At 35.5% G+C, this 21,310-nt stretch carries 18 protein-coding genes and 1 riboswitch; of the genes, 1 reads left to right on the forward strand and 17 read right to left on the reverse strand.

Features of this window, described 5'->3' with window-relative positions; all coding sequences use genetic code 11:
* Positions 1-25 precede the first annotated feature (25 nt).
* The 4 genes from ACJJVN_RS10300 to ACJJVN_RS10315 all read right to left on the reverse strand — a co-directional run bounded on the left by ACJJVN_RS10300 (position 26) and on the right by ACJJVN_RS10315 (position 5,331).
* A complete protein-coding gene (locus ACJJVN_RS10300) occupies positions 26-1,111 on the reverse strand; it encodes an aspartate kinase (RefSeq protein WP_405378028.1) in 1,086 nt (361 codons plus the stop codon).
* 21 nt (positions 1,112-1,132) lie between these two features.
* Positions 1,133-2,143, reverse strand: coding sequence for an alpha/beta fold hydrolase (locus ACJJVN_RS10305; RefSeq protein WP_405378029.1), 1,011 nt, complete (start codon positions 2,141-2,143; stop codon positions 1,133-1,135).
* Positions 2,144-3,436, reverse strand: coding sequence for an O-acetylhomoserine aminocarboxypropyltransferase/cysteine synthase family protein (locus ACJJVN_RS10310; RefSeq protein ID WP_405379248.1), 1,293 nt, complete (start codon positions 3,434-3,436; stop codon positions 2,144-2,146). It lies immediately after the preceding gene.
* A gap of 126 nt (positions 3,437-3,562) precedes the next feature.
* A riboswitch (SAM riboswitch) is annotated at positions 3,563-3,683 on the reverse strand.
* 100 nt (positions 3,684-3,783) lie between these two features.
* On the reverse strand, positions 3,784-5,331 hold the full coding sequence (locus ACJJVN_RS10315) for a hypothetical protein (protein WP_405378030.1): 1,548 nt from the start codon (positions 5,329-5,331) through the stop codon (positions 3,784-3,786).
* Positions 5,332-5,556: 225 nt separating this feature from the next.
* Between ACJJVN_RS10315 and ACJJVN_RS10320 the strand changes: the two genes are divergently transcribed.
* Complete coding sequence (locus ACJJVN_RS10320) at positions 5,557-6,615, forward strand: isocitrate/isopropylmalate family dehydrogenase (RefSeq protein ID WP_405378031.1); 1,059 nt, start codon at positions 5,557-5,559, stop codon at positions 6,613-6,615.
* Between the two features lie 50 nt (positions 6,616-6,665).
* Here the strand turns inward: ACJJVN_RS10320 and argH are convergent, their stop codons facing one another.
* The 13 genes from argH to ilvB form a co-directional block, all read right to left on the reverse strand.
* Positions 6,666-7,940 (reverse strand): argininosuccinate lyase, encoded by a 1,275-nt coding sequence (argH, locus tag ACJJVN_RS10325; RefSeq protein WP_405378032.1) that lies wholly within the window; start codon positions 7,938-7,940, stop codon positions 6,666-6,668.
* 10 nt (positions 7,941-7,950) lie between these two features.
* A complete protein-coding gene (locus tag ACJJVN_RS10330) occupies positions 7,951-9,015 on the reverse strand; it encodes a M20 family metallo-hydrolase (protein WP_405378033.1) in 1,065 nt (354 codons plus the stop codon).
* Positions 9,015-9,791 carry an acetylglutamate kinase gene (argB, locus tag ACJJVN_RS10335; protein ID WP_405378034.1) on the reverse strand — a complete coding sequence of 259 codons (777 nt, stop codon included), beginning with the start codon at positions 9,789-9,791 and terminating at the stop codon, positions 9,015-9,017. Before argB ends, ACJJVN_RS10330 begins: the two co-directional genes overlap by 1 nt.
* Positions 9,791-10,729: an acetylornithine carbamoyltransferase gene (locus tag ACJJVN_RS10340; protein ID WP_405378035.1), complete on the reverse strand. Its 939-nt coding sequence runs from the start codon at positions 10,727-10,729 to the stop codon at positions 9,791-9,793. Before ACJJVN_RS10340 ends, argB begins: the two co-directional genes overlap by 1 nt.
* On the reverse strand, positions 10,726-11,850 hold the full coding sequence (locus ACJJVN_RS10345) for an aminotransferase class III-fold pyridoxal phosphate-dependent enzyme (RefSeq protein ID WP_348021503.1): 1,125 nt from the start codon (positions 11,848-11,850) through the stop codon (positions 10,726-10,728). The genes ACJJVN_RS10340 and ACJJVN_RS10345 overlap by 4 nt, the downstream gene beginning before the upstream one ends.
* Complete coding sequence (gene proC / locus ACJJVN_RS10350) at positions 11,847-12,647, reverse strand: pyrroline-5-carboxylate reductase (RefSeq protein ID WP_042247998.1); 801 nt, start codon at positions 12,645-12,647, stop codon at positions 11,847-11,849. Before proC ends, ACJJVN_RS10345 begins: the two co-directional genes overlap by 4 nt.
* A 10-nt stretch (positions 12,648-12,657) precedes the next feature.
* Positions 12,658-13,635: an N-acetyl-gamma-glutamyl-phosphate reductase gene (gene argC / locus ACJJVN_RS10355; protein ID WP_405378036.1), complete on the reverse strand. Its 978-nt coding sequence runs from the start codon at positions 13,633-13,635 to the stop codon at positions 12,658-12,660.
* A complete protein-coding gene (locus tag ACJJVN_RS10360) occupies positions 13,632-14,828 on the reverse strand; it encodes an argininosuccinate synthase (RefSeq protein WP_405378037.1) in 1,197 nt (398 codons plus the stop codon). The genes argC and ACJJVN_RS10360 overlap by 4 nt, the downstream gene beginning before the upstream one ends.
* A complete protein-coding gene (locus ACJJVN_RS10365; protein ID WP_036580426.1) occupies positions 14,818-15,441 on the reverse strand; it encodes a GNAT family N-acetyltransferase in 624 nt (207 codons plus the stop codon). The genes ACJJVN_RS10360 and ACJJVN_RS10365 overlap by 11 nt, the downstream gene beginning before the upstream one ends.
* Positions 15,442-15,914: 473 nt before the next feature.
* Positions 15,915-17,174 carry a threonine ammonia-lyase IlvA gene (gene ilvA / locus ACJJVN_RS10370; RefSeq protein ID WP_405378038.1) on the reverse strand — a complete coding sequence of 420 codons (1,260 nt, stop codon included), beginning with the start codon at positions 17,172-17,174 and terminating at the stop codon, positions 15,915-15,917.
* A gap of 174 nt (positions 17,175-17,348) precedes the next feature.
* Positions 17,349-18,818, reverse strand: a complete 1,470-nt coding sequence (ilvC, locus tag ACJJVN_RS10375) for a ketol-acid reductoisomerase (protein ID WP_405378039.1) — start codon at positions 18,816-18,818, stop codon at positions 17,349-17,351.
* A gap of 10 nt (positions 18,819-18,828) precedes the next feature.
* The gene (ilvN, locus tag ACJJVN_RS10380; RefSeq protein ID WP_104513838.1) at positions 18,829-19,359 is read right to left on the reverse strand and encodes an acetolactate synthase small subunit; all 531 of its coding nucleotides are present in this window, start codon (positions 19,357-19,359) and stop codon (positions 18,829-18,831) included.
* Between the two features lie 211 nt (positions 19,360-19,570).
* Positions 19,571-21,304: a biosynthetic-type acetolactate synthase large subunit gene (ilvB, locus tag ACJJVN_RS10385; RefSeq protein WP_104513839.1), complete on the reverse strand. Its 1,734-nt coding sequence runs from the start codon at positions 21,302-21,304 to the stop codon at positions 19,571-19,573.
* Between the last annotated feature and the right edge of the window lie 6 nt (positions 21,305-21,310).

Genomic DNA, 21,310 nt, shown 5'->3' on the forward strand with positions numbered 1-21,310 from the left:
GATAAAACAACTTTCTTATTCTTACTTATCCAGCCACTAAAACCTCTTTACACGTTTTACTCACCTTTATAATATCTGACAGTAAACCTCTAGCTGTTACCTCTCTACCAGCACCAGCACCTTTTATCACCAGCGGATGTGACGCATAGCTTTCTGAATAAATTTCAAAGAAGCCATCACTACCTTTTAACTGCCCAGCTGGACTACTTTTAGGTACAGCTTTAAGCGATACTTTAAGTACTCCATTAACCACATCTAACTCGCCTAGATGTCGCAATACTTGATCGCTAGCGAGGGCATCTTTCTTCTCCTGCAACACCTCATCTAATAAAGTCACTTGGTCTAGAAACTGATTAAGTGACGCTGTTCTCAAAGAAGGAATAACTAAATTATCGATTTCTATATCGTCAAATTCTAGTTTTAATCCTGCTTCTCGAGCAAGTACTAATAGTTTTCTAGCCACATCATTACCTGATAGATCTTCTCTAGGGTCGGGCTCTGTATAACCATCTTTTAATGCATCGATTACTATTTCAGAAAACGGTTTGTTTTCTTCACTGAAACGGTTAAAAATGTAACTTAATGATCCTGAAAAAACACCATTAATAGCAAACAATTGCTCACCGCTATTATAGAGATCTCTTACCGCATTAATGATAGGTAAACCTGCTCCTACATTAGTCTCGTACTCAAACTGCAATCCCTTATTTTTAAGAGCTGTGCGTATGACATCATAAAAAGACTGCGATAAGGTGTTTGCAATTTTATTTGCTGTTATAATATTAAAATTATGATCTAATAATTCAGGATAATGCTGAGACACCTCTTTACTTGCGGTGGCATCTATTGCTATTTTAGTAACGTCATAAAGGTTTGCAACTTTATAAAAACTATCACTTTCTCTAACTATAGAGATAGAGCTGAAATCTTCTTTCCATTTTTGTGTTATCCCATTTGGGTCAATTAGTACTCTCTTTGAATTTGCAAGACCTATAATTTTAAGGTCTAAATTATGTTTGTTTTTAAAAAAGGAATGTGATTGCAGTACTTGATTAATCAACGTACTGCCTACATTCCCTATTCCGAATATATATAAATGTATTTGTTTCATTTGTGAGTTTTGGATAGATCACTAAATTGTTTCAAGCAATCTGATTTTATTACAAATCGATTTTGATGTTTTAGGTAAACGACTTTCTATAATCTGACATAGAATTTCTTGTACCTGATCATGTTCTATTAAAAAAGCATCGTGCCCATGAATGGAAGTGATCTCGTGATAATTAATATCTCGATCTCGCTTTAATAAATGGTACGTCTTTCTATCTTCATGGGCTATAAATAGTCCATCGCTATCTATTGCAACTAGCTCTATGGCTGTTTGAGAAGCTGCAATCGTAGGCGCTATCTGGTTATCTTTACTGGCTTGTGCACTAGATAATAATCTATTGAGCAGCCTATAGGCCGGTAAGGAAAACCTCTTTTTTAATTCTACTCCATGGTAGTCCAACCATTTTTGAACCTTAAAAGAATTTTCTTCTTTTACATTTCCAAATTTAGAATTTAAACCTATTGGCGTTCTATAGAATGTCATCGCATGTTGTCTTGCTAGCTCTACTGGCTTTGTAGAAGTCGCGAGTATATTTTCTTGTATGTGGCAACATGCTATAATCCAGTCTGTCGCTTTCCAGTCTGCAGCGATAGGTACTATGGTACCGAATAATTCTGGTTGTTGCGCTAGCATTTCCCATAATATTGTACCACCTATACTACCACCTATTCCTAAATCTATAAAGGAAATGTCTAATATGTGTAACGCTTTCGCGAAAGCGGAACCCACATCATACAATGTCCAGTCCTGATAATTAAAAATTAAATGATCGATGTTACCGTCATAACCATTACCAGGTATGTCAAAGGCGATAATGGTAAATTGAGTCGTATCTATGACTCTACCATCACCTACCAGCTCTTTCCACCATTGCGTTACAGAAGAATTTCCTGTAAGTGCATGGTTAATCAGAATGATGGGCGCGGTATGTAAAGCACGCCCAAAAATCTGATAGGAAACACTAATATCTTGCACCTTTCCTGATCTTAATTGAAAATCAGGAAGCTCGATATATTTTAGCTTGTGAGCCATTTATGCAAGAACTTTTTTATCTATAGTAGCAAAGACCTCTTCAAGATCTGCAGTTAAATCAGAGACATCTTCTAGACCTACAGAAAGTCTAATTAGATCTTTAGTAGCACCACTACTTATTTGCTCCTCATCACTTAACTGTTGGTGTGTTGTACTTGCAGGATGAATTATAAGGGATTTACTATCACCTATGTTTGCTAGCAATGAGAAAAGTTTTGTGTTATCCACTACATTCTTAGCGCTTTCATAACCGCCTTTAAGACCGAATGTAACTACACCACTTTGACCTTTTGGTAAATATTCTTTTGCTAGATTATGGTAGTTACTAGTTTCTAGACCTGGATAATTAACCCATTCTACTTCTTCTCTACTTTGTAACCAGGTTGCTAATTCTAGCGCATTTTTAGAGTGCTTTTCTATTCTAAGTGGTAATGTTTCTAGTCCTTGAATAATTTGCCATGCATTAAAAGGTGAGATAGCGCCACCTAGATCTCTTAAACCTTCTATACGTACTTTGGCAATAAAGGCTGCTGCTTCTAGCGCCTCGCTATAAACTAGACCGTGATAACCAGCACTAGGCTCTGTAAATTCTGGAAATTTACCGTTAGTCCAGTCGAAGGTACCTGCGTCTACTATAATACCACCTAGAGCAGTACCATTACCGTTTATGTATTTAGTAAGCGAGTGGATCACAATGTTAGCTCCATGTTCAATAGGGTTGAGTAAATATGGGGTAGCTACCGTATTATCTACGATAAGCGGTACACGAGCCTCTCTTGATTGCGCGCTTATTTTTTTAAGATCTAGTACATCTAATTTAGGATTTCCTAGCGATTCTACAAATATGGCACGAGTATTTTCTTGTACTGAATTAGTAAAAGCATCTTTATCATTAGGGTTCACAAACGTGGTTGTTATGCCTAAACGAGGCAAGGTCACAGAAAGCAAGTTATAAGTACCTCCATAAAGCGAGTTACTAGCTACAATGTGATCTCCTGCTCTCAATAAGGTAAGCAATGTTGTAGAAATAGCGCTAGTTCCAGAAGCCGTTGCAACGGCTGCTATTCCACCTTCTAGTGCTGCTAGACGTTGTTCTAGAACATCTACTGTAGGGTTATTAATTCTAGTGTAAATAAAACCTGGCTCTGCTAGTGAAAAAAGGTTTGCTGCATGATCACTGTTGTTAAAGACATAACTAGTAGATTGATACAAAGGCACTGCTCTTGTACCACCGTTGTTTTTAAAATCATGACCTGCATGAAGTGCGTTTGTTGAAAATTTTTGAGACATAATTGTTTCTTTAAAAATTAAAAATTGAGTTATGCTCAAAACCAATTAGAAATATAGATTTGCTCTTTGAACTGAATCAAAAAGTAAAATCAAAAAAGAAACTTGTGGTAGTATAACCTACTATGTGTTTGATCATCTCGTCTCACAAAGTTGTGAGCAGAATGTAGCACCTTCTCTATTTATTGTCGACATAAATAAAGGGTTGCTAAGGAGTCGATGGGTCTGTTCCCTCGTCCTTTCTTGATAATTTCAGTATGGTTATGAACGTGAGTGTAAAGATTCATAAAACTATCTGTTAATTCCAAATTTTTAACAAATTATTATCCTATTGAACTAGTAGGGTAATGGGTTTAAATATTGTTTTTAGCTAGATATTTACCTCTAACAACCTGATCTATAGGAATATTCAAAACCTTACTTTCTAACCAAGAAATAACATCTAAATATAAAAAGGCACGCCTCTCATAAGGGTGATTTTCATAATTTTTAAGTTTAAGAAGCAAATCCTGGAAGGCTTTTTTCAAATCATGAGGGTAAATATCTTGTAAACCACGTATAAATTTGATCATTTCTTTTTGAACTTCATACAGATCGTTCATCTTAATTAAGAATTTATATACACTTCTTAAATAAGTTTCAAGATGCTCATCTTGTCCTGCTTCATAATGAGCAATAAGACTTAAAATACGAGAAAAACACAATAAGTCTTCTCGCATGGTAAGTGTTTTATTATTGATAATTTTATCTAGGTAAAAAATAGTTTCTGAATAATTTCCAGCCCCAAAATGCATACTAGCAAATTTGTAGTAAAACACCATTTGGTGATGCTCATCGAGACGGTCTTTAAATCCTAATAGGTCTTGTTCTACGTTTGATATTAATGGTAATCCATCTTTAAAACTACCGTCTATGAAGTACTGACTAATTTTATTGAGATTGATATATAAAAAACTGAGCGCTTCTAGATTCTCATTTTTAGGAAAACTCTTGCCTATTAAAGTTTTCTCTAATTGATCTAAAGTAGATTGATATTTTTCTTTTTCTTTTAAGAAAAAAAGTGATTCTAGTAAATAGTGATTTCCTTTAATGAAAAACACAGGATTAAGAACTATCATCTTTTTATCCTGATAGAATAAATCGACCCATTTTGATGAATATTTATAACAATTCAAAAAGTCTTGCATTAAAAAACTATACCACAAATAGGCTTTATACAACCATAGTTTTTCTCTAAATCCTAATTCCTCAAACTCATACGTAGGTAAATGATCGTGAAAATAAGCGGTTACCTTCTCACTTTCTTCTTTGTCCTTTACACAACCTGTTTTGATAAACTCGGTATACATTTGTAAAGAAAGGTTAGAAAGCTGGCTTGCTATTATATTAGAATTACTCAGTTCTCTAGCTTGAGTAGTAAGTTGCGCTGTACGAGTACTTATACTTCTAGTAATGTATTGTGATTCTATAATCTTTTCTAACTCTACTATTTCATAAGCGAGATTCTTCTCTTCGTGAGCAACCGCTAGTTCTTTTGCTTTGTCTAGTATTTTTAAGCTTTGTTTATATAATCCTTTATGGTATAGAATAGAGGCAAAATCTAATTGTTCTCTTATTTGAGACCTTATATTTTGATGGGCAGGATTTGTCTTAAGACTTATTAAAATTTGCTTGTAAAGATGTGTTTTTACATTAGCTAATTGTCTTTTTTGAATGTCAGTAGATTTTAAGATTTGCTTTTCATTGTAACTAGCAGCTTTATCTAGATGCATAAACAGATTCAAAAATTTTGAATCGGCATTTACATCTAGTCTCCCTACATATAATTTAAACTGACGCTTTTCTGACTTAGTTAATGACTTAACCAGTGTAAATAGTCCATCTTTTTGATCCTTTGTCATCAACTAATTTATTAAACTAACTAACTTTAATTCAATGTTTTAAACAACTAAAAAAATTGTTGAACATCGTAAAATATTCAATTAAACGATTAGTTAGAATAGTCCAAAATATAACTTAGTAATACAATAAAGAAATAATATCAGCTTTAAAATAAAAGCAAGTCCTGAAATCAATATTTTAATAGGGGTAATAATCTATTGATTTCATATAAATAAGTAGAGAAAATGAGATTAAATATAGCAGTTATACCCAAGAATGGAATCGGTCCAGAAATAACTACCCAATCGATCAAAGTATTAAAAGCTATTGCATTAGAATTTGATCATCAATTTATAATCAAAATTGCAGACTTAAATAGTAAAAATTCTTCTTCAAATGAAGTCATTGATTTATGTAAAAGTAGTGATGCTATTTTAGCTAGTAATGATTCGTTTTTACAAAGTAACACGCTTAGTGCACAATTAAACGTATACGCAAGCTCCACCATTGTGAAGAGCTACCATTCTTTGACAGTAAATTCTCCTCTTAAGAAGGAAGTTATATCGGGAACAAACATTTTATTTTTTAACGAATTGAATTTAAGCAATCAGTTAAGTGAAAAACATGCTTCTAAGAATAACAACTATGCCTTTGACTCAAATGAAAATACTCGCCAAGAGATAGAACTTGTTGCAGAAAAAGCATTTAAAGCCGCGCAAACTAGAGGTAAAAAAGTAACACTTATAAATAAATCTAGTACATCACAAGTATCTGCTTTATGGAGTGAAGTAGCTGGCAATTTATCTTTACAGTATCCTGAAATAGAATTTAACATCACTAATTTAGAAAACGCTGTTACTCAACTCCTATTAACTCCTAACTTATTTGATGTCGTTTTAACAGAACGTATAATCAGTAATGTATTGATTCAACAGTCTAGTGTTTTGACTGGCTCCACCAGCTTACAATCCACTAGTTACATAGGGCACAAGCAATCTTTTTTTACCCCAACAATTCATAATCATGTAGATGTTGCTGATTATAAGAACCCTAACCCATTAGCTTCTATACTTAGTGCCGCAATGTTATTAGAGCACTTTGGATTATACAGTGAATCAGAAATGATTAAAACTGCTGTAAATCGTTCTCTAGAACTTAACATTACTACTCCAGATTTAAACTCTACTTATAACAACATTACAACTAATAAAGTAGGAGACTTCATTGCAGATTTCATTATGAATCCGCATGATTCTAATGCAAACTTTAAAAATATACATTTAGGCCAAAGCACGATTATATAAAATAAAACAAAGAGGTGTAGAGAAATGCTATACCTCTTTGTCTTTAAGAATTAATCAGGAAATTTATTTCTTATTTGATCTAATCCTAGATTATGAATACTACCTATATGAGTATGGTGTTTTGATGTATCTGGAACATACGTTCCATTCTCCACCTGCTCACCTATCGTTTTATACGCTTCTCTGAAAGATGTTCCATCTACCACTAGGTTATTGATATTATCTACAGTAAATAGATATTGATATTTCTCATCATTAAGGTCAACTTCCTTTACTATAATCTTCTCTATAGAGTAATTAAAGATTTCTAGAATATCATTTAATTCTATAAAAGAAGCGATCACATTCTCTTTGAGCAATTGAAAATCTCTGTGATAACCACTAGGTAAATTGTTTGTTATCAATAGCATTTCTGTTTGTAAAGCTTGTATTTTATTGCACTTACCACGTATCAATTCAAAGACATCTGGATTCTTTTTATGCGGCATGATGCTACTACCTGTCGTTAACTCATCTGGAAAACTTATAAACCCAAAATTCTGACTCATATACAAACAGATGTCCATCGCAAATCTAGAAAGTGTATTAGCCACGTTTGATAAAGAAGCAGCTATACTTCGTTCATTTTTACCTCTAGTGAGTTGTGCAGCAACTACATTATACTTTAACGCTGCAAAACCCATTTCTTGGGTAGTGAATTCTCTATCGATAGGAAAAGAACTTCCATAACCTGCAGCACTTCCTAACGGATTTTGATCTACAATACGCATCGTAGCGTCTAGAACATACACATCATCCACTAGCAACTCTGCATAAGAAGAGAACCACAAACCAAATGATGATGGCATCGCCACCTGTAAATGAGTGTAACCTGGCAACAATTGATTTTTATGTGTGTCGGCTAAATCTAATAATGTATCAAACAATGTCTTTATACTAGTTCTCGTTTGTCCCAGTGCCTCTTTATAATACAATTGTAACGCCACTAGAACTTGATCATTTCTAGATCTTGCGGTGTGAATCTTCTTCCCTACTTCTCCCAGTTGTAGGGTCAGTTCGTGCTCAATTTTAGAATGTACATCTTCAAACTGATCATCAATAATAAAAGTACCTTCTTCTATTTGTAGAGCAATGGCATCCAGTCCAGATTCTAATTGTTTTAATTCTTCGCTAGAAATGATATTAATCTTTGCGAGCATTCTAGCATGTGCACGAGATGCTATTACATCATAAGGAGCTATATGTAGATCAATCTCGCGATCATTACCTACTGTAAATTGTTCCATTTTTTTATCTATTGCAATTCCTTTATCCCAAAGTTTCATAATTCTATCTTTAAAAAATACTCGTTAATAAATTGATGTATATATCGATGCCTTCTTCAATCTCTTCTAGATATATAAATTCATCTGCGCTGTGAGATCTCGTACTATCGCCAGGTCCTAATTTTAAAGAAGGACAACTTAAACACGCCTGATCTGATAAAGTAGGTGATCCATAAGTGGCTCTTCCCATCGCTATTCCTGCTTGCACCAACTCATGTTCTACAGGAATAGAAGAAGAATTTAATCGCAAACCTCGTGCAATAATTTCATCACAAGGCGACTGTTCTTTCAGCATTTCTGCGATCTCTTGATTGCTGTATTTATCATTGACTCTTACATCAATGACCAGTTCTACCTCTGACGGCACAGCATTATGTTGCACGCCAGCTTTAATTTGCGTTACCGTCATTTTTACATCACCTAATGCCTCAGATGATTTGTCAAACTTAAAATCTTGAAACCATTTTAAAACCTCTATAGAATTATAAATCGAATTATTATCATTGGGGTGAGCCGCGTGTCCTGGCGTCCCTTTTACTTTGGCATCAAAAACGACCAATCCTTTTTCTGCGACTGCTAGATTCATTAAAGTAGGCTCGCCTACAATAGCAACATCTATATGTGGTATGATATCTAGCATACTATTTAAACCATTTGGGCCGCTACTTTCCTCTTCGGCGCTAGCGACTATGACTAGGTTATATTTTAAATCTTTTTGGTTATAAAAATGAGTAAACGTAGCGATTAAAGAAACCAGACAACCACCTGCGTCATTACTGCCTAGACCGTATAATTTACCATCTTCAACTACTGCCTTAAATGGATCTTTTGTGTAGGCTTTATTAGGTTGTACCGTATCGTGATGTGAGTTTAATAATAACGTAGGTTTCCCTTTTTCAAAATATTTATTAGTCGCCCATATATTATGATGGTCTCTTTTAAATGGAATTTCATGATTATTAAACCATGATTCTATCAGTAGAGCAGTTCCTTCTTCTTCACTAGAAAACGATTGTGTTTCAATCATTTTTTTCAACAATTCTAGAGCCTCTTTTTTTAAATCTTGATGTTTCATTAGTTCGATATTGTAGTGAATAAACTGTTTGAATTTTGAAGCATATCTGGCAATCCTACACATACTTTTTTTACACCATTTTGAATAGCATGAAAACAATTTTGCATTTTAGGCAGCATTCCGTCGGCTATGACTCCTTGAGATTTTAAATCTTGATAATTTTCTAAATTGATATTCTTAATTACAGAATCTTCATCTGTAATATTTTGTAAAACTCCTTTTTTCTCAAAACAGTAATACAGTTCTGTTTCATAGTTTTTGGCTAGTGCAATAGCAAGTTCAGCCGCTAGAGTATCTGCATTTGTATTTAATAATTGACCATGTCCGTCGTGCGTTATGGCGCAAAATACTGGAGTACGCTTTCGCGAAAGCAACACCTCAACAATCTCTGTATCTACTTTTACAACATCTCCTACATAACCAAAATCTACCTCTTCTACATCTCGTTTTTTAGACAAAATAGTATTCCCATCAGCTCCTGTAAATCCTATAGTATTACACTTCTTAGCTTGTAACTTTGCTACAATGGTTTTATTTACTTTACCAGCATAAACCATAGTGGCAATGTCCAGTGTTTCTGAATCGGTGATGCGACGACCATCGATCATTTTTACCTCAAGATTCATTTTATGAGCTAATTCTGTAGCTACTTTTCCACCTCCATGAATAAGAACTTTCAGCCCTTTTATTGCACTAAATGTGGTTAAGAAATCATCTAGTGCTTGCTGGTCATTGATAATGTGTCCACCTATTTTTATAACTTTAAGCTGTTCCATTATTCTATGTTTTCTAAAATATTTTTTAAAACTACTTGAGCTGCATAGGTTCTATTATTAGCCTGGTGGATGACGATAGAATTCTCACTATCTAGCACAGCATCTTCTACCACAACATTTCTTCTTACAGGAAGACAGTGCATAAATTTTGCTTTACCTAGTTTTCCCTGAGTCATCATCCAGCTCGCGTCTTGACTTAAAACCTTACCATAATCAGTATAACTGCTCCAGTTTTTCACATAGACAAAGTCGGCTTCTTTCAAAGCTTTTTCCTGATCATAAATCACCGGTGTATCTTTTACAATCGCATCAGATAATTCATATCCCTGCGGATGCGTAATCGTAAGATCTACGTTTGCCATTTGCATGACTTCAATAAATGAGTTTGTCACCGCTTGCGGCAATGCTTTGGGATGTGGCGCCCAAGAAATAACGACTTTGGGTTTTTTCTTGGTTTTCAATTCTTCCAGAGTAATAACATCTGCAAGGGCCTGTAGAGGATGAGCTGTTGCACTTTCCATATTTACCACAGGTACTGATGCATATTTTATAAAACTATTCAGGACTACTTCTTGAGCGTCCTTTTCTTTATCAACTAAAGAAGGAAAAGCTCTTACCGCAATCACATCTGCATATTGAGAAATGACCTGAGCAGCTTCTTTTACATGTTCAGAAGTGCCTGCATTCATCACCGTTCCATCATCAAATTCTAGTTTCCAAGAATCATTCACATTTAATATTTGCACTTCTAACCCTAGATTCCTTGCTGCTTTTTCTGTGCTTAATCGCGTTCTTAAACTCGCATTAAAAAACAACATCACTAGAGTTTTATTTTTACCTAGATGTTGAAAATCATATGGTGTTTGTTTTATTGCAATTGCCTCATCTACTAGTTGAGAGAGGTCTTTTATATCTTTAAGTTCAGTGTATTTCTTCATAATTCAGCTTTTAAAGCGTCAAAGAATAAATCGATATGAGATTCTTTAATCGTTAATGGCGGCAAAATTCTTATCACGTTAGGATTCTTTGCACTACCAGTAAAAATGTGATGATTAAAAAGAATGTTCTTTCTTATTGTCGCAATAGGAAAATCAAATTCTAGTCCTAACATTAATCCGCGTCCTTTTACATTTTTAACCTGCGGCAATTCTTTAGCTCTTTTTAAAAAGTGAGCAAATACTGCTTTTGCATTATCCATTAATTGCTCCTTTTCTATAACATCTAGCACCGTAGAAACTGCGGTACATGCTAGGTGATTACCGCCAAAAGTCGTACCCAGCAATCCATAAGAAGCCTTAATTTGTGGATGGATCAAAATACCACCTACAGGAAACCCATTTCCCATTCCTTTTGCCATTGAAATAATATCTGGTTCTAGTCCATGTTTTTGAAATGCAAAAAAATCACCAGTTCTACCAAAACCAGATTGCACCTCATCTGCAATAAAAGAAGTATTGTACTGACGACATAAAGCTTGTAAACCTTGATAAAATACAGTAGTATCTTCATCTAGACCACCTACTCCTTGAATACATTCTACAATTACCGCGCAAACATTATTCTTATCTAGTGCTTTTTGTACAGCTTCCAGATCTCCTAATTCAATAATTTCTACTTCTTGTTGTGCATTTAATGGTGCGATAATTTTTGCATTATCTGTAGCCGCCACCGCTGCAGATGTACGACCATGAAAACCATTTTTAAAAGCGATTACTTTATGCTTTCCATTATGAAAAGAAGCTAGTTTTAATGCGTTTTCATTTGCCTCTGCGCCAGAATTACACATGAATAGTTGGTAGTCTTTACAACCAGAAAAGTCAACTAATTTATGAGCAAGCGCTTCTTGCAATGGGTTTTGAACCGCATTACTGTAAAAGCCTATTTCAGAAACCTGTTCACTTATATTATTTACATATTCTGGATGAGAATGACCTATAGAAATAACAGCATGACCACCATATAAATCTAGATACTCGACATCATTATGATCATAAACATAAACATCTTGTGCACGCACTGGCGTCACATCAAAAAGTGGATAAACATCAAATAAACTCATATCTGTTTTTCTTTAATCGTATTAATTTTTTGAAAAGAAGCTATCATTCCTTGAATAAGCGAACTGCTCAATCCTTTATGTTCCATCTCGTTTAAACCTTCTATGGTGCAACCTTTGGGCGTGGTAACTTTATCGATCTCTTGTTCTGGGTGATTGCCTGTTGTTATCAATAAACTTGCTGCACCTTCGGCAGTATGCATTGCTAATAATTGTGCCTCGCTAGCGTCAAAACCTAACTGAATCGCGGCTTGTGTACTCGCTCTTATTAATCGCATCCAGAAAGCTATTCCACTAGCACATACCACGGTTGCAGCTTGCATTTGTGTTTCTGGAATAACTAGTGTGGTTCCCAAACGATTAAAAATAGCCTGAGCTACTTTTATTCTACGAGTCCCTTTTTCATTATGACACAGACAGGTCATCGATTTACCAACCGCGATCGCTGTATTGGGCATTGCTCTAATCACATGCTGATCTGAACCTACAATTGCCTCTATTTTATCAACGGTAAAACCAGTTATCGTCGATATCAACACATGGTTCTCATTAAATAAATCTTTAGTTGTTTCTAGAATATCAGTAAAATGTGCTGGCTGTACCGCAAAAATGATAATGTCAGATTTCTTGATTGCTTCTTCATTATCTGCAGTTAAAAACACGCCAGAATAATCTTGAAAAAACTCTAGATCTTCTAGATTTCTTTTAGTTAAATACAATGTGGTGATTGCATTATTATGAATCAATCCCTTTGCGATGGAGCGGCCTAAATTACCAGTTCCTATAATGGCTATTTTCATGATTTTGAGTTTAAAAAAAGTTGGCTTTAAGTTGTAAACCTTGATCTTCTAGAAAACCGAACATCAAATTCATATTCTGTACTGCCTGTCCAGACGCACCTTTTAATAAGTTATCGATGACACTCGTTATCAATAAAATGTCATTATGCTTATGTAGATGAATAAGACACTTATTAGTATTAACTACTTGCTTTAAATGCACTTCTTTATCGGACACAAATACAAATGGCGAGTCTTTATAGTAGTCCTTATAAAAGTCTTTTATTTTTTCTAGTGATAGGTCTATTTTAGTATAAGCTGTCGCAAAAATTCCTCTGCTGAAATCACCACGATTAGGCACAAATAACACATTAGAATTAAAATCTTGTTGCGACTTTTTTAAAGTCTGATTTATTTCTCCTAGATGCTGATGCGTAAAAGCTTTATAGTGTGAGAAATTATTATCTCGCCAAGTGAAATGTGTCGTAGGTGACAGACTTGTGCCTGCACCAGTTGCACCAGTAACCGCATTTACATGCACATCTTCTTTTATCAATTGTTGTGCTGCTAGTGGTAAAATGGCAAGTTGTATCGCTGTTGCAAAACATCCTGGATTTGCCACATGAGTAGCTTTTTTAATCTCTTCTTTTTGATACTCGCACAGTCCATATGTGAACTCGCTTTCGCGAAAGCGTGCATATTCTATCAACCTAAAATCATTACTTAAATCGATGATTTTTGTGCTTTTTGAAAATTGATGCTTCTCTAAAAAAGATTTTGAATTGCCATGGCCTAGACATAAAAACAAAACATCTACATTGTTATTTAACTGGCTTGTAAACACCAAATCTGTAGTACCTAAAAGGTCTTGATGCACATCACTCACCGCATTACCAGCGTTTGAAGTCGAGTATATAAAATCTATGGCTACCTCATCATGGTGAATTAAAAGTCTTATTAATTCTCCTGCTGTGTAACCTGCACCACCTATTATTCCTGCTTTAATCATGATTCTTGATGTATCTGGTTATAAATCTTATTGCTGTTTCCTATGATCTTGATAAAACCTTTGGCCTCACTTGCTGTCCATGCTTTATTCTCTTCTCCATAAGTACCGAATTTTGCATTCATTAAATCGTTTGCCGATTCTATACCGTCCAGAGTAAAGTGATAAGGTTGTAAAGTGACATAAACATCTCCAGTAACTTTGGCCTGACTACTTTCTAAGAAAGCCTCCATGTCACGCATTACAGGATCGAGGTACTGACCTTCATGCAGGTGCATACCGTAAAAACTAGACAGATAATCTTTGTGCTGTAACTGCCATTTAGTAAGTGTATGCTTTTCTAATAAATGATGTGCTTTGATAGTAATCAACGCTGCTGCCGCTTCAAAACCTACTCTACCTTTCATACCTACTATGGTATCGCCTACATGGATATCTCTACCTATAGCATATGAAGAAGCAAGATCATTGAGTTGTTGTATAGCCAGTTCTGAAGATTGCTCTTTCCCATTTACAGCAATTAACTCTCCTTTTTTAAAGGTCAATTTTACTTGTTCCTTTCCTTCTTTTTGAAGTTGTGATGGATAAGCTTCTTCTGGTAAAGCCTTGAGCGAGGTCAGAGTTTCTGCTCCACCGACACTAGTTCCCCACAGTCCTTTATTCACAGAATATTGAGACTTTTCCCAAGACATGGCTATTCCATTTTCTATGAGATAATCTATCTCTTGTTTACGTGATAGTTTACCATCTCTTATAGGTGTAATAATTTCTATATGTAGTGCTAGAGTTTGAAAAATCATATCAAAACGTACTTGATCATTTCCGGCGCCAGTACTTCCATGAGCAATAAATTGTGCGTCTATGGTTTTTGCATACTCAATAATCTCAATGGCTTGTACAATACGCTCTGCACTTACCGATAGCGGATACGTATTGTTCTTCAACACGTTTCCATAAATCAAATACTTAACGACTTTATCATAAAAAGTACTGACAGCGTCTATGGCTTTAAAAGTGCTCACGCCCATTTTATAAGCATTAGATTCTATAGTTTTAAGGTCTTCTTGAGTAAAACCACCTGTGTTCACACACACAGCATGCACTTCATAACCTAAATCTTGTGAAAGATATACGGCACAATATGATGTATCAAGTCCACCACTATAGGCTATTACTAATTTTTTATTATTGTTCATTTTGATCTTTTTTGAGGATAAGCGTTTGCTTAATTTGTTTTAATCTGTTGAAAACAGACTTTTTAATAGGTTTCTTTTCTTCGGTTGTTTTCTTAGAAGGATCATAGATCATTCCTGTACACAAACACATTTTTTGTTCTGTGCGTTGTAAGATGTCATAGTTCTTACAAGTCTGGCAACCGTTCCAGAATTGCTGGTCGTCTGTTAATTCAGAAAAAGTAACAGGCTTATAACCTAGGTCGCTATTCATTTTCATAACAGCAAGTCCAGTGGTGATGCTGAATATCTTTGCATCAGGAAACTTTTCTTTAGATAGTAAAAAGATGCGTTCTTTAATTTGTTTGGCCAGTCCTAGATTTCTATAATCTGGATGTACAATAAGGCCTGAGTTTGCGACAAACTTGCCGTGTCCCCATTTCTCTATGTAACAAAAACCTGCAAATTTCCCGTTATCCAGTGCGATAACCGCGTTGCCATTTTCCATTTTGGTAGTGACATATTCTGGTGTACGTTTTGCGATTCCTGTACCGCGCACTTTGGCAGCGTCGGCTATGGTATCACAAATGATTTGCGCATATTTTGAATGCGATTTATGAGCAATGACAATTTCCATTGTGATTGATTTTATAAATTAAAAAGTGTAAAGTGTAGTTGTGAAAAGAAGAACCGGACGCACCTAAATTCCCAAAAAGAAAGACCCCTTACGGGCGTCGGCGTCGTAAAGTAGGACGCACAGAAAAACCGTTCCTAGAAGGAGCAGTTAAAAAAGTAGTAAATAATAATGGAAGTGAATTCAATGTAAAAAAATAAAAATTATATCTAAATGCTAAGTGAGATTAAGCACAGCGGCGTCGCAACGTAAAGCGCACCGGTAAGGATATATTTTTATTTCTAGATAAATTCATGCGGTAAATGTAAGTATTTATTTGGACTAGTCATCAATAACCTACACAAACTTCTAAAATTTAGTGTTTTGATAATAATCTGTTATAAGAATTATTAAATACAAACTATAAGTAAACATATATCACGAACTCTTAAAAGGAAACAAATAACAATTTACTATTAAATCGATAAGTGTGTAGATCACACTAGAAACTCAAAAAGTGTAGGATTATCATTTATATAATCTCCATAAAAATTAAGTGACTTCATACGTTGTACTAGAGAATCAAAATCTGATGTGTTTTTCAATTCTATTCCCACTACCGCAGATCCGTTTATTCTATTTGTTTTCTTAGTGTATTCAAAATGAGTAATATCGTCATTAGGTCCTATAACCTTCTCTACAAATTCTTTCAGCGCACCTGCTCGTTGCGGAAACCTAACTATAAAGTAATGTTTTAGTTGCGACTCTAATAAGGCGCGTTCTTTAATCTCTGCTGTTCTAGTAATGTCATTGTTACTACCACTTATGACACATACCACATTCTTTCCCTTTATCTTTTCACTAATAGTTTCTAATGCTGTAATAGACATGGCTCCTGCAGGTTCTACCACTATCGCCTGACTATTATATAAATCTAGAATAGTCTGACATATGGCACCTTCACTTACATTAATAGTTTCTGTAAGATTCTGTTTACATATTTCAAAATTGCGTTCTCCTACTCTTTTAACAGCAGCACCATCTACAAAACTATCTATCTTATCCAGTGTAGTGTTTTCCCTATTAAAAATAGAAGTCGCCATAGAGGTAGCTCCTTTAGGCTCTACTCCTATAATTTTAGTATGAGGAGATAAGTACTTTAACACACTGGAAACACCAGCGCTTAAACCGCCACCACCTACAGGCATGATTACATAATCTATAGGGACTTTAGACTGTTCCATGATCTCTAGTCCTACAGTAGCCTGACCTTCTATCACCTTTTCATCATCAAAAGGATGGATAAATGTTTTCCCTAGTTTTTTATTCTCCTCCATAGCAGCATAGTAAGAGTCATCATAGGTATCACCATGCATGACTATGGTTACATACGTACCACCGAACATTTTCACCTGTTGGATCTTTTGCACCGGTGTAGGTGTAGGCATGTAAATCGTACCATGTATCTTGAGTAACTTACAAGACATCGCAACTCCTTGGGCATGGTTACCTGCGCTGGCACAAACTATTCCGTTTGATAAATCTTCTTTACTCAACGTAGAGATCTTATTATATGCACCACGTATTTTATAAGAACGCACGGGCTGCAAGTCTTCTCTCTTAAAATAGATAGAACTTTGATACCTGTCAGAGTAAAGTGCATTTAACTCTAGAGGTGTTAAACAGGCCACGTCGCGTAAACGATTTGCAGCCTGTTTTACATCTTGTAATCTTGGATAATAAGTCACTGTTTTCATATCTTTTATGGTCCAGCCGTCGCATAACAGCTTTGCTTTTCATTAAAGAGAAGTCCTATAGACTCACACTTTAATCTTTTTTCACTTAGTAATGATTCTCGACTGCGTACTATATAGACAGAATTTTGTTGTTCAAAATTTCTAGCATCACCAGCATCTATCCTAACTTATTATCTAGATGGTTTTCATTGCAATCATAGAATCTCTCAACACTGCTCCTACTTTTTCTATAGGATGATTTCTTATAGCTTTATTGACTGCTATTAGTTCTAGGTTGTCTGTTTTGTATTCCGCTTTCGCGAAAGCGTTACCAATAACAGCCGCATCGAGACCATCTACAAATGAAGAAACTAAAGGCTTACATGCATGGTCAAATAGGTAACAACCATACTCTGCCGTGTCAGAAATAATGCGATTCATTTCAAATAATTTCTTTCTAGCTACCGTGTTTGCAATTAATGGCAACTCGTGAAGAGACTCGTAATAAGCACTTTCTTCTACAATACCTGATGCTACCATAGTCTCAAATGCGAGTTCTACACCAGATTTAATAAAGGCAACCATCGCTACACCATGATCAAAATATTCTTGATCTTCTATCTTTTCTGTAGAGGCTGTAGATTTTTCAAATGCCGTGTTCTCCGTTTCGGCTCTCCATTTTAATAGATTTACATCGTCGTTTGCCCAGTCTTCCATCATGGTTTGTGAGAAATGACCAGACATAATATCGTCCATGTGTTTTTCAAAAAGTGGTTTTAAAATAACTTTTAACTCTTCAGACAGTTGGTGCGCTTTAATCTTTGACGCATTATCTAGCCTGTCCATCATATTAGTAATACCACCATGTTTTAAAGCCTCTGTGGTACGTTCCCAACCGTATTGAATAAGATTAGATGCGTATTCTGAGTCTGCGCCCTGTGCGATCATTTTATCAAACAATAGTATAGAAGCCGTTTGTAAAACACCACATAAAATGGTCTGTTCTCCCATTAAATCACTCTTCACCTCTGCAACAAAAGAAGATTCAAGAACTCCTGCTTTATGTCCACCTGTTGCTACGGCATATGCTTTGGCCTGCTCCCATCCTTTATTCTCAGGATCATTTTCTGGATGTACAGCTATTAAAGTAGGGACTCCAAAACCTCTTTTATATTCTTCTCTTACCTCAGAGCCCGGACATTTAGGAGCCACCATAATCACGGTAATATCTTCTCTTATCTTCTGTCCTTCTTCTACTATATTAAATCCATGAGAGTAAGAAAGTGTTGCCCCTTTTTTCATGTGTGGCATAATCGCCTTTACCACAGCTGCGTGTTGTTTATCTGGTGTTAGGTTTAAAACTAGATCTGAATTAGGAATTAAATCTTCATAAGTCCCAACAGTAAAACCATTTTCACTAGCGTTTTTAAACGACTGCCTTTTTTGATCAATAGCAGCCTGTCTTAATGCATAAGAAATATCTAATCCAGAATCTCTCATGTTAAGACCTTGATTTAATCCTTGTGCACCACAACCTACTATCGTGATTTTCTTTCCTTTTAAAGCGTTAACACCATCTTCAAATTCTGCTTGTTGCATGAATCTGCATTTAGATAATTGTTCTAATTTTTGTGAAAGTGATAGGGTATTAAAATAATTTGACATGGTACTTATTTTATGAGTTTAATGCTTCTAGCATTTTTGAAATTTCCATTGGTTCTTTAGTTACAGCTATACGTCCAGATCTATTGAACTGTAATATGCCGTGGGCACTTAATTCACGGTATAATAAATCGACCTCGCTTCTTCTTCCAGATTTTTCTAAAACAAAAAACTCTTTATTTACCGTTACTATGCGTGCGTTACTTTCTTTAATTATATTTTGAATCTGAGGTTCTTCAAAAAGAAGGTCAGATTTAATTTTAAACAGACAGGACTCTTGATAAATGGTCTCTTCGTCAGAGTGATAGTAGGCTTTTATAACCTCTACTTGTTTCTCTATCTGACCGATGATTTTCTTCATGTTTTCTTCGGTCATGTTTACTAGAATGGTCCATTTTGAAACCTCTTCTATTTCTGATGCAGAACCGTTTATGCTTTCTATATTCACATGACGTCGCTGGAATATTGCCGAAATCCTATTCAGCAACCCTATATTGTTTTCTGTATAAATGGATATGGTAAAAAGTTGTTCTTGGTTTTCCATAATTTTTTATTTCGTTCAGCTGTTAATGAACAGCTTTGCTTTACTTTTCTCGATATCGTCGTCTTCGACAAGTTCCAGACGCATGCGATGCGCATTGTTTTAGACACATGCGATGCGTCACTGCTTGAACGCCTTGTTTTCGGACGCATGCGATGCGTCACTGCAAGAAACGCATGCCGTGCGTCACTGCTTGAACGCATGCGATGCGTTTCTACTGGAGGCGCACCTCTGAAACTGATGCTCCTGTTGGGATCATTGGGAAAACGTTTCCTTCTTTTTGCACTCTCACTTCAAGAAAATATGCTTCGTCACTCTTCATCATTTCTTCTACGGCACCAGCAAGATCTTTACGATCTGTTACTTGTTTTGCTTTGATGTGATATCCTTCGGCTATTTTTATAAAATCAGGATTTGTCATTTCTGTACTGGCATAGCGCTTATCAAAAAACAGCTGTTGCCACTGACGTACCATTCCTAAAAACTCGTTATTAAGCACAACAATTTTTACAGGCACTTTAGTCTGAAAAATGGTTCCCAATTCTTGAATAGTCATCTGGTAGCCACCATCACCTATTACTGCAACAACATCTCTATCTGGCGCACCTACTTGTGCTCCTATAGCTGCCGGAAGTGCAAATCCCATAGTACCTAATCCACCTGATGTTATATTACTACGTGTCTGATTATAACTAGCATAACGACATGCTATCATCTGGTGCTGGCCCACATCACTTACTATAGCTGCTTCACTTTTTGAGTGTACATTAATTTGCTGTATAACCTCAGCCATAGTAAGTCCATCTACAGATGGTTCCATATCTTCTCTTATAACTTTATCTACTTCTACTTCATAAAGTTCCTTAAATCTCGCTAACCATTTAGGGTGCTCTCTTTGTTCTAAATAAGGAAGTAATAGTTCTAAAGTGTTTCTTGCATCACCAAGAACAGCAATATCTGCTTTTACATTCTTATTCACCTCAGATGGGTCTATTTCAAAATGTATCACTTTGGCTTGCTTTGCATATCGAGATAAATCACCAGTAACACGGTCATCAAAACGCATTCCTATCGCTATTAAAACATCACATTCATTAGTTAATAAATTAGGTGCATAATTACCATGCATACCTACCATACCGACATTAAGTGAATGAGAAGTAGGAATAGCACTTGCACCTAGAATGGTCCATGCAGATGGGATTCCTGCTTTTTCAATAACCGATTGCAATTCTTTTTCGGCCTCGCTCAATACGACTCCTTGACCCCAAATAATCATAGGCTTCTGAGCGTTATTAATTAAGAGAGCAGCGTCCTTTACCGTTTGTAAATCTGTATCAGGAACTGGCACATAACTTCTTATCGATTTACATTTTTCATATGCAAAATCAAACTCTTCAAACTGTGCATCTTTTGTTATATCAATTAACACAGGACCTGGACGACCGCTTTGAGCGATGTAAAAAGCTTTGGCTAGAACCTTAGGAATATCTGCTGCTTTAGTTACTTGAGCATTCCACTTAGTTACTGGTGTAGAAATACCTATAATATCTGTTTCTTGAAAAGCATCTGTCCCCAATAAATGAGAAGCTACCTGACCAGTGATACATACCATAGGTGTAGAATCTATCATCGCGTCTGCCAGTCCAGTGATAAGATTTGTTGCTCCAGGACCAGAAGTGGCTATACAAACTCCAACTTTATTTGATATACGTGCATAACCTTGTGCTGCATGTGTTGCTCCTTGCTCATGTCTGGTGAGTACATGTTTCAACTCTTTTTGATAGCCATAAAGTTTATCATATAACGGCATAATCGCACCACCTGGATAACCAAATGCTGTATCTACACCTTCGGCAAGGAAACATTTTATGATAGCCTCTGCACCAGATATCTTTTCAGTTACTATGCTTGAAGTAGGGGAATTTATTAGCGCATGTTCTTTCATAATCAT

Origin of the sequence: Nonlabens sp. Asnod3-A02 (assembly GCF_045063755.1) — a bacterium.
In the GTDB taxonomy this organism is placed as follows: Bacteria; Bacteroidota; Bacteroidia; order Flavobacteriales; family Flavobacteriaceae; genus Nonlabens; species Nonlabens xylanidelens.

Bases quoted from the DNA above. Each gene is read 5' to 3' on its own strand.
- ACJJVN_RS10300 (WP_405378028.1), bottom strand. From the start codon at position 1,111: ATGAAACAAATACATTTATATATATTCGGAATAGGGAATGTAGGCAGT.
- ACJJVN_RS10305 (WP_405378029.1), bottom strand. From the start codon at position 2,143: ATGGCTCACAAGCTAAAATATATCGAGCTTCCTGATTTTCAATTAAGA.
- ACJJVN_RS10315 (WP_405378030.1), bottom strand. From the start codon at position 5,331: ATGACAAAGGATCAAAAAGATGGACTATTTACACTGGTTAAGTCATTA.
- ACJJVN_RS10320 (WP_405378031.1), top strand. From the start codon at position 5,557: ATGAGATTAAATATAGCAGTTATACCCAAGAATGGAATCGGTCCAGAA.
- argH (WP_405378032.1), bottom strand. From the start codon at position 7,940: ATGAAACTTTGGGATAAAGGAATTGCAATAGATAAAAAAATGGAACAA.
- ACJJVN_RS10330 (WP_405378033.1), bottom strand. From the start codon at position 9,015: ATGAAACATCAAGATTTAAAAAAAGAGGCTCTAGAATTGTTGAAAAAA.
- argB (WP_405378034.1), bottom strand. From the start codon at position 9,791: ATGGAACAGCTTAAAGTTATAAAAATAGGTGGACACATTATCAATGAC.
- ACJJVN_RS10340 (WP_405378035.1), bottom strand. From the start codon at position 10,729: ATGAAGAAATACACTGAACTTAAAGATATAAAAGACCTCTCTCAACTA.
- ACJJVN_RS10345 (WP_348021503.1), bottom strand. From the start codon at position 11,850: ATGAGTTTATTTGATGTTTATCCACTTTTTGATGTGACGCCAGTGCGT.
- proC (WP_042247998.1), bottom strand. From the start codon at position 12,647: ATGAAAATAGCCATTATAGGAACTGGTAATTTAGGCCGCTCCATCGCA.
- argC (WP_405378036.1), bottom strand. From the start codon at position 13,635: ATGATTAAAGCAGGAATAATAGGTGGTGCAGGTTACACAGCAGGAGAA.
- ACJJVN_RS10360 (WP_405378037.1), bottom strand. From the start codon at position 14,828: ATGAACAATAATAAAAAATTAGTAATAGCCTATAGTGGTGGACTTGAT.
- ACJJVN_RS10365 (WP_036580426.1), bottom strand. From the start codon at position 15,441: ATGGAAATTGTCATTGCTCATAAATCGCATTCAAAATATGCGCAAATC.
- ilvA (WP_405378038.1), bottom strand. From the start codon at position 17,174: ATGAAAACAGTGACTTATTATCCAAGATTACAAGATGTAAAACAGGCT.
- ilvC (WP_405378039.1), bottom strand. From the start codon at position 18,818: ATGTCAAATTATTTTAATACCCTATCACTTTCACAAAAATTAGAACAA.
- ilvN (WP_104513838.1), bottom strand. From the start codon at position 19,359: ATGGAAAACCAAGAACAACTTTTTACCATATCCATTTATACAGAAAAC.
- ilvB (WP_104513839.1), bottom strand. From the start codon at position 21,304: ATGAAAGAACATGCGCTAATAAATTCCCCTACTTCAAGCATAGTAACT.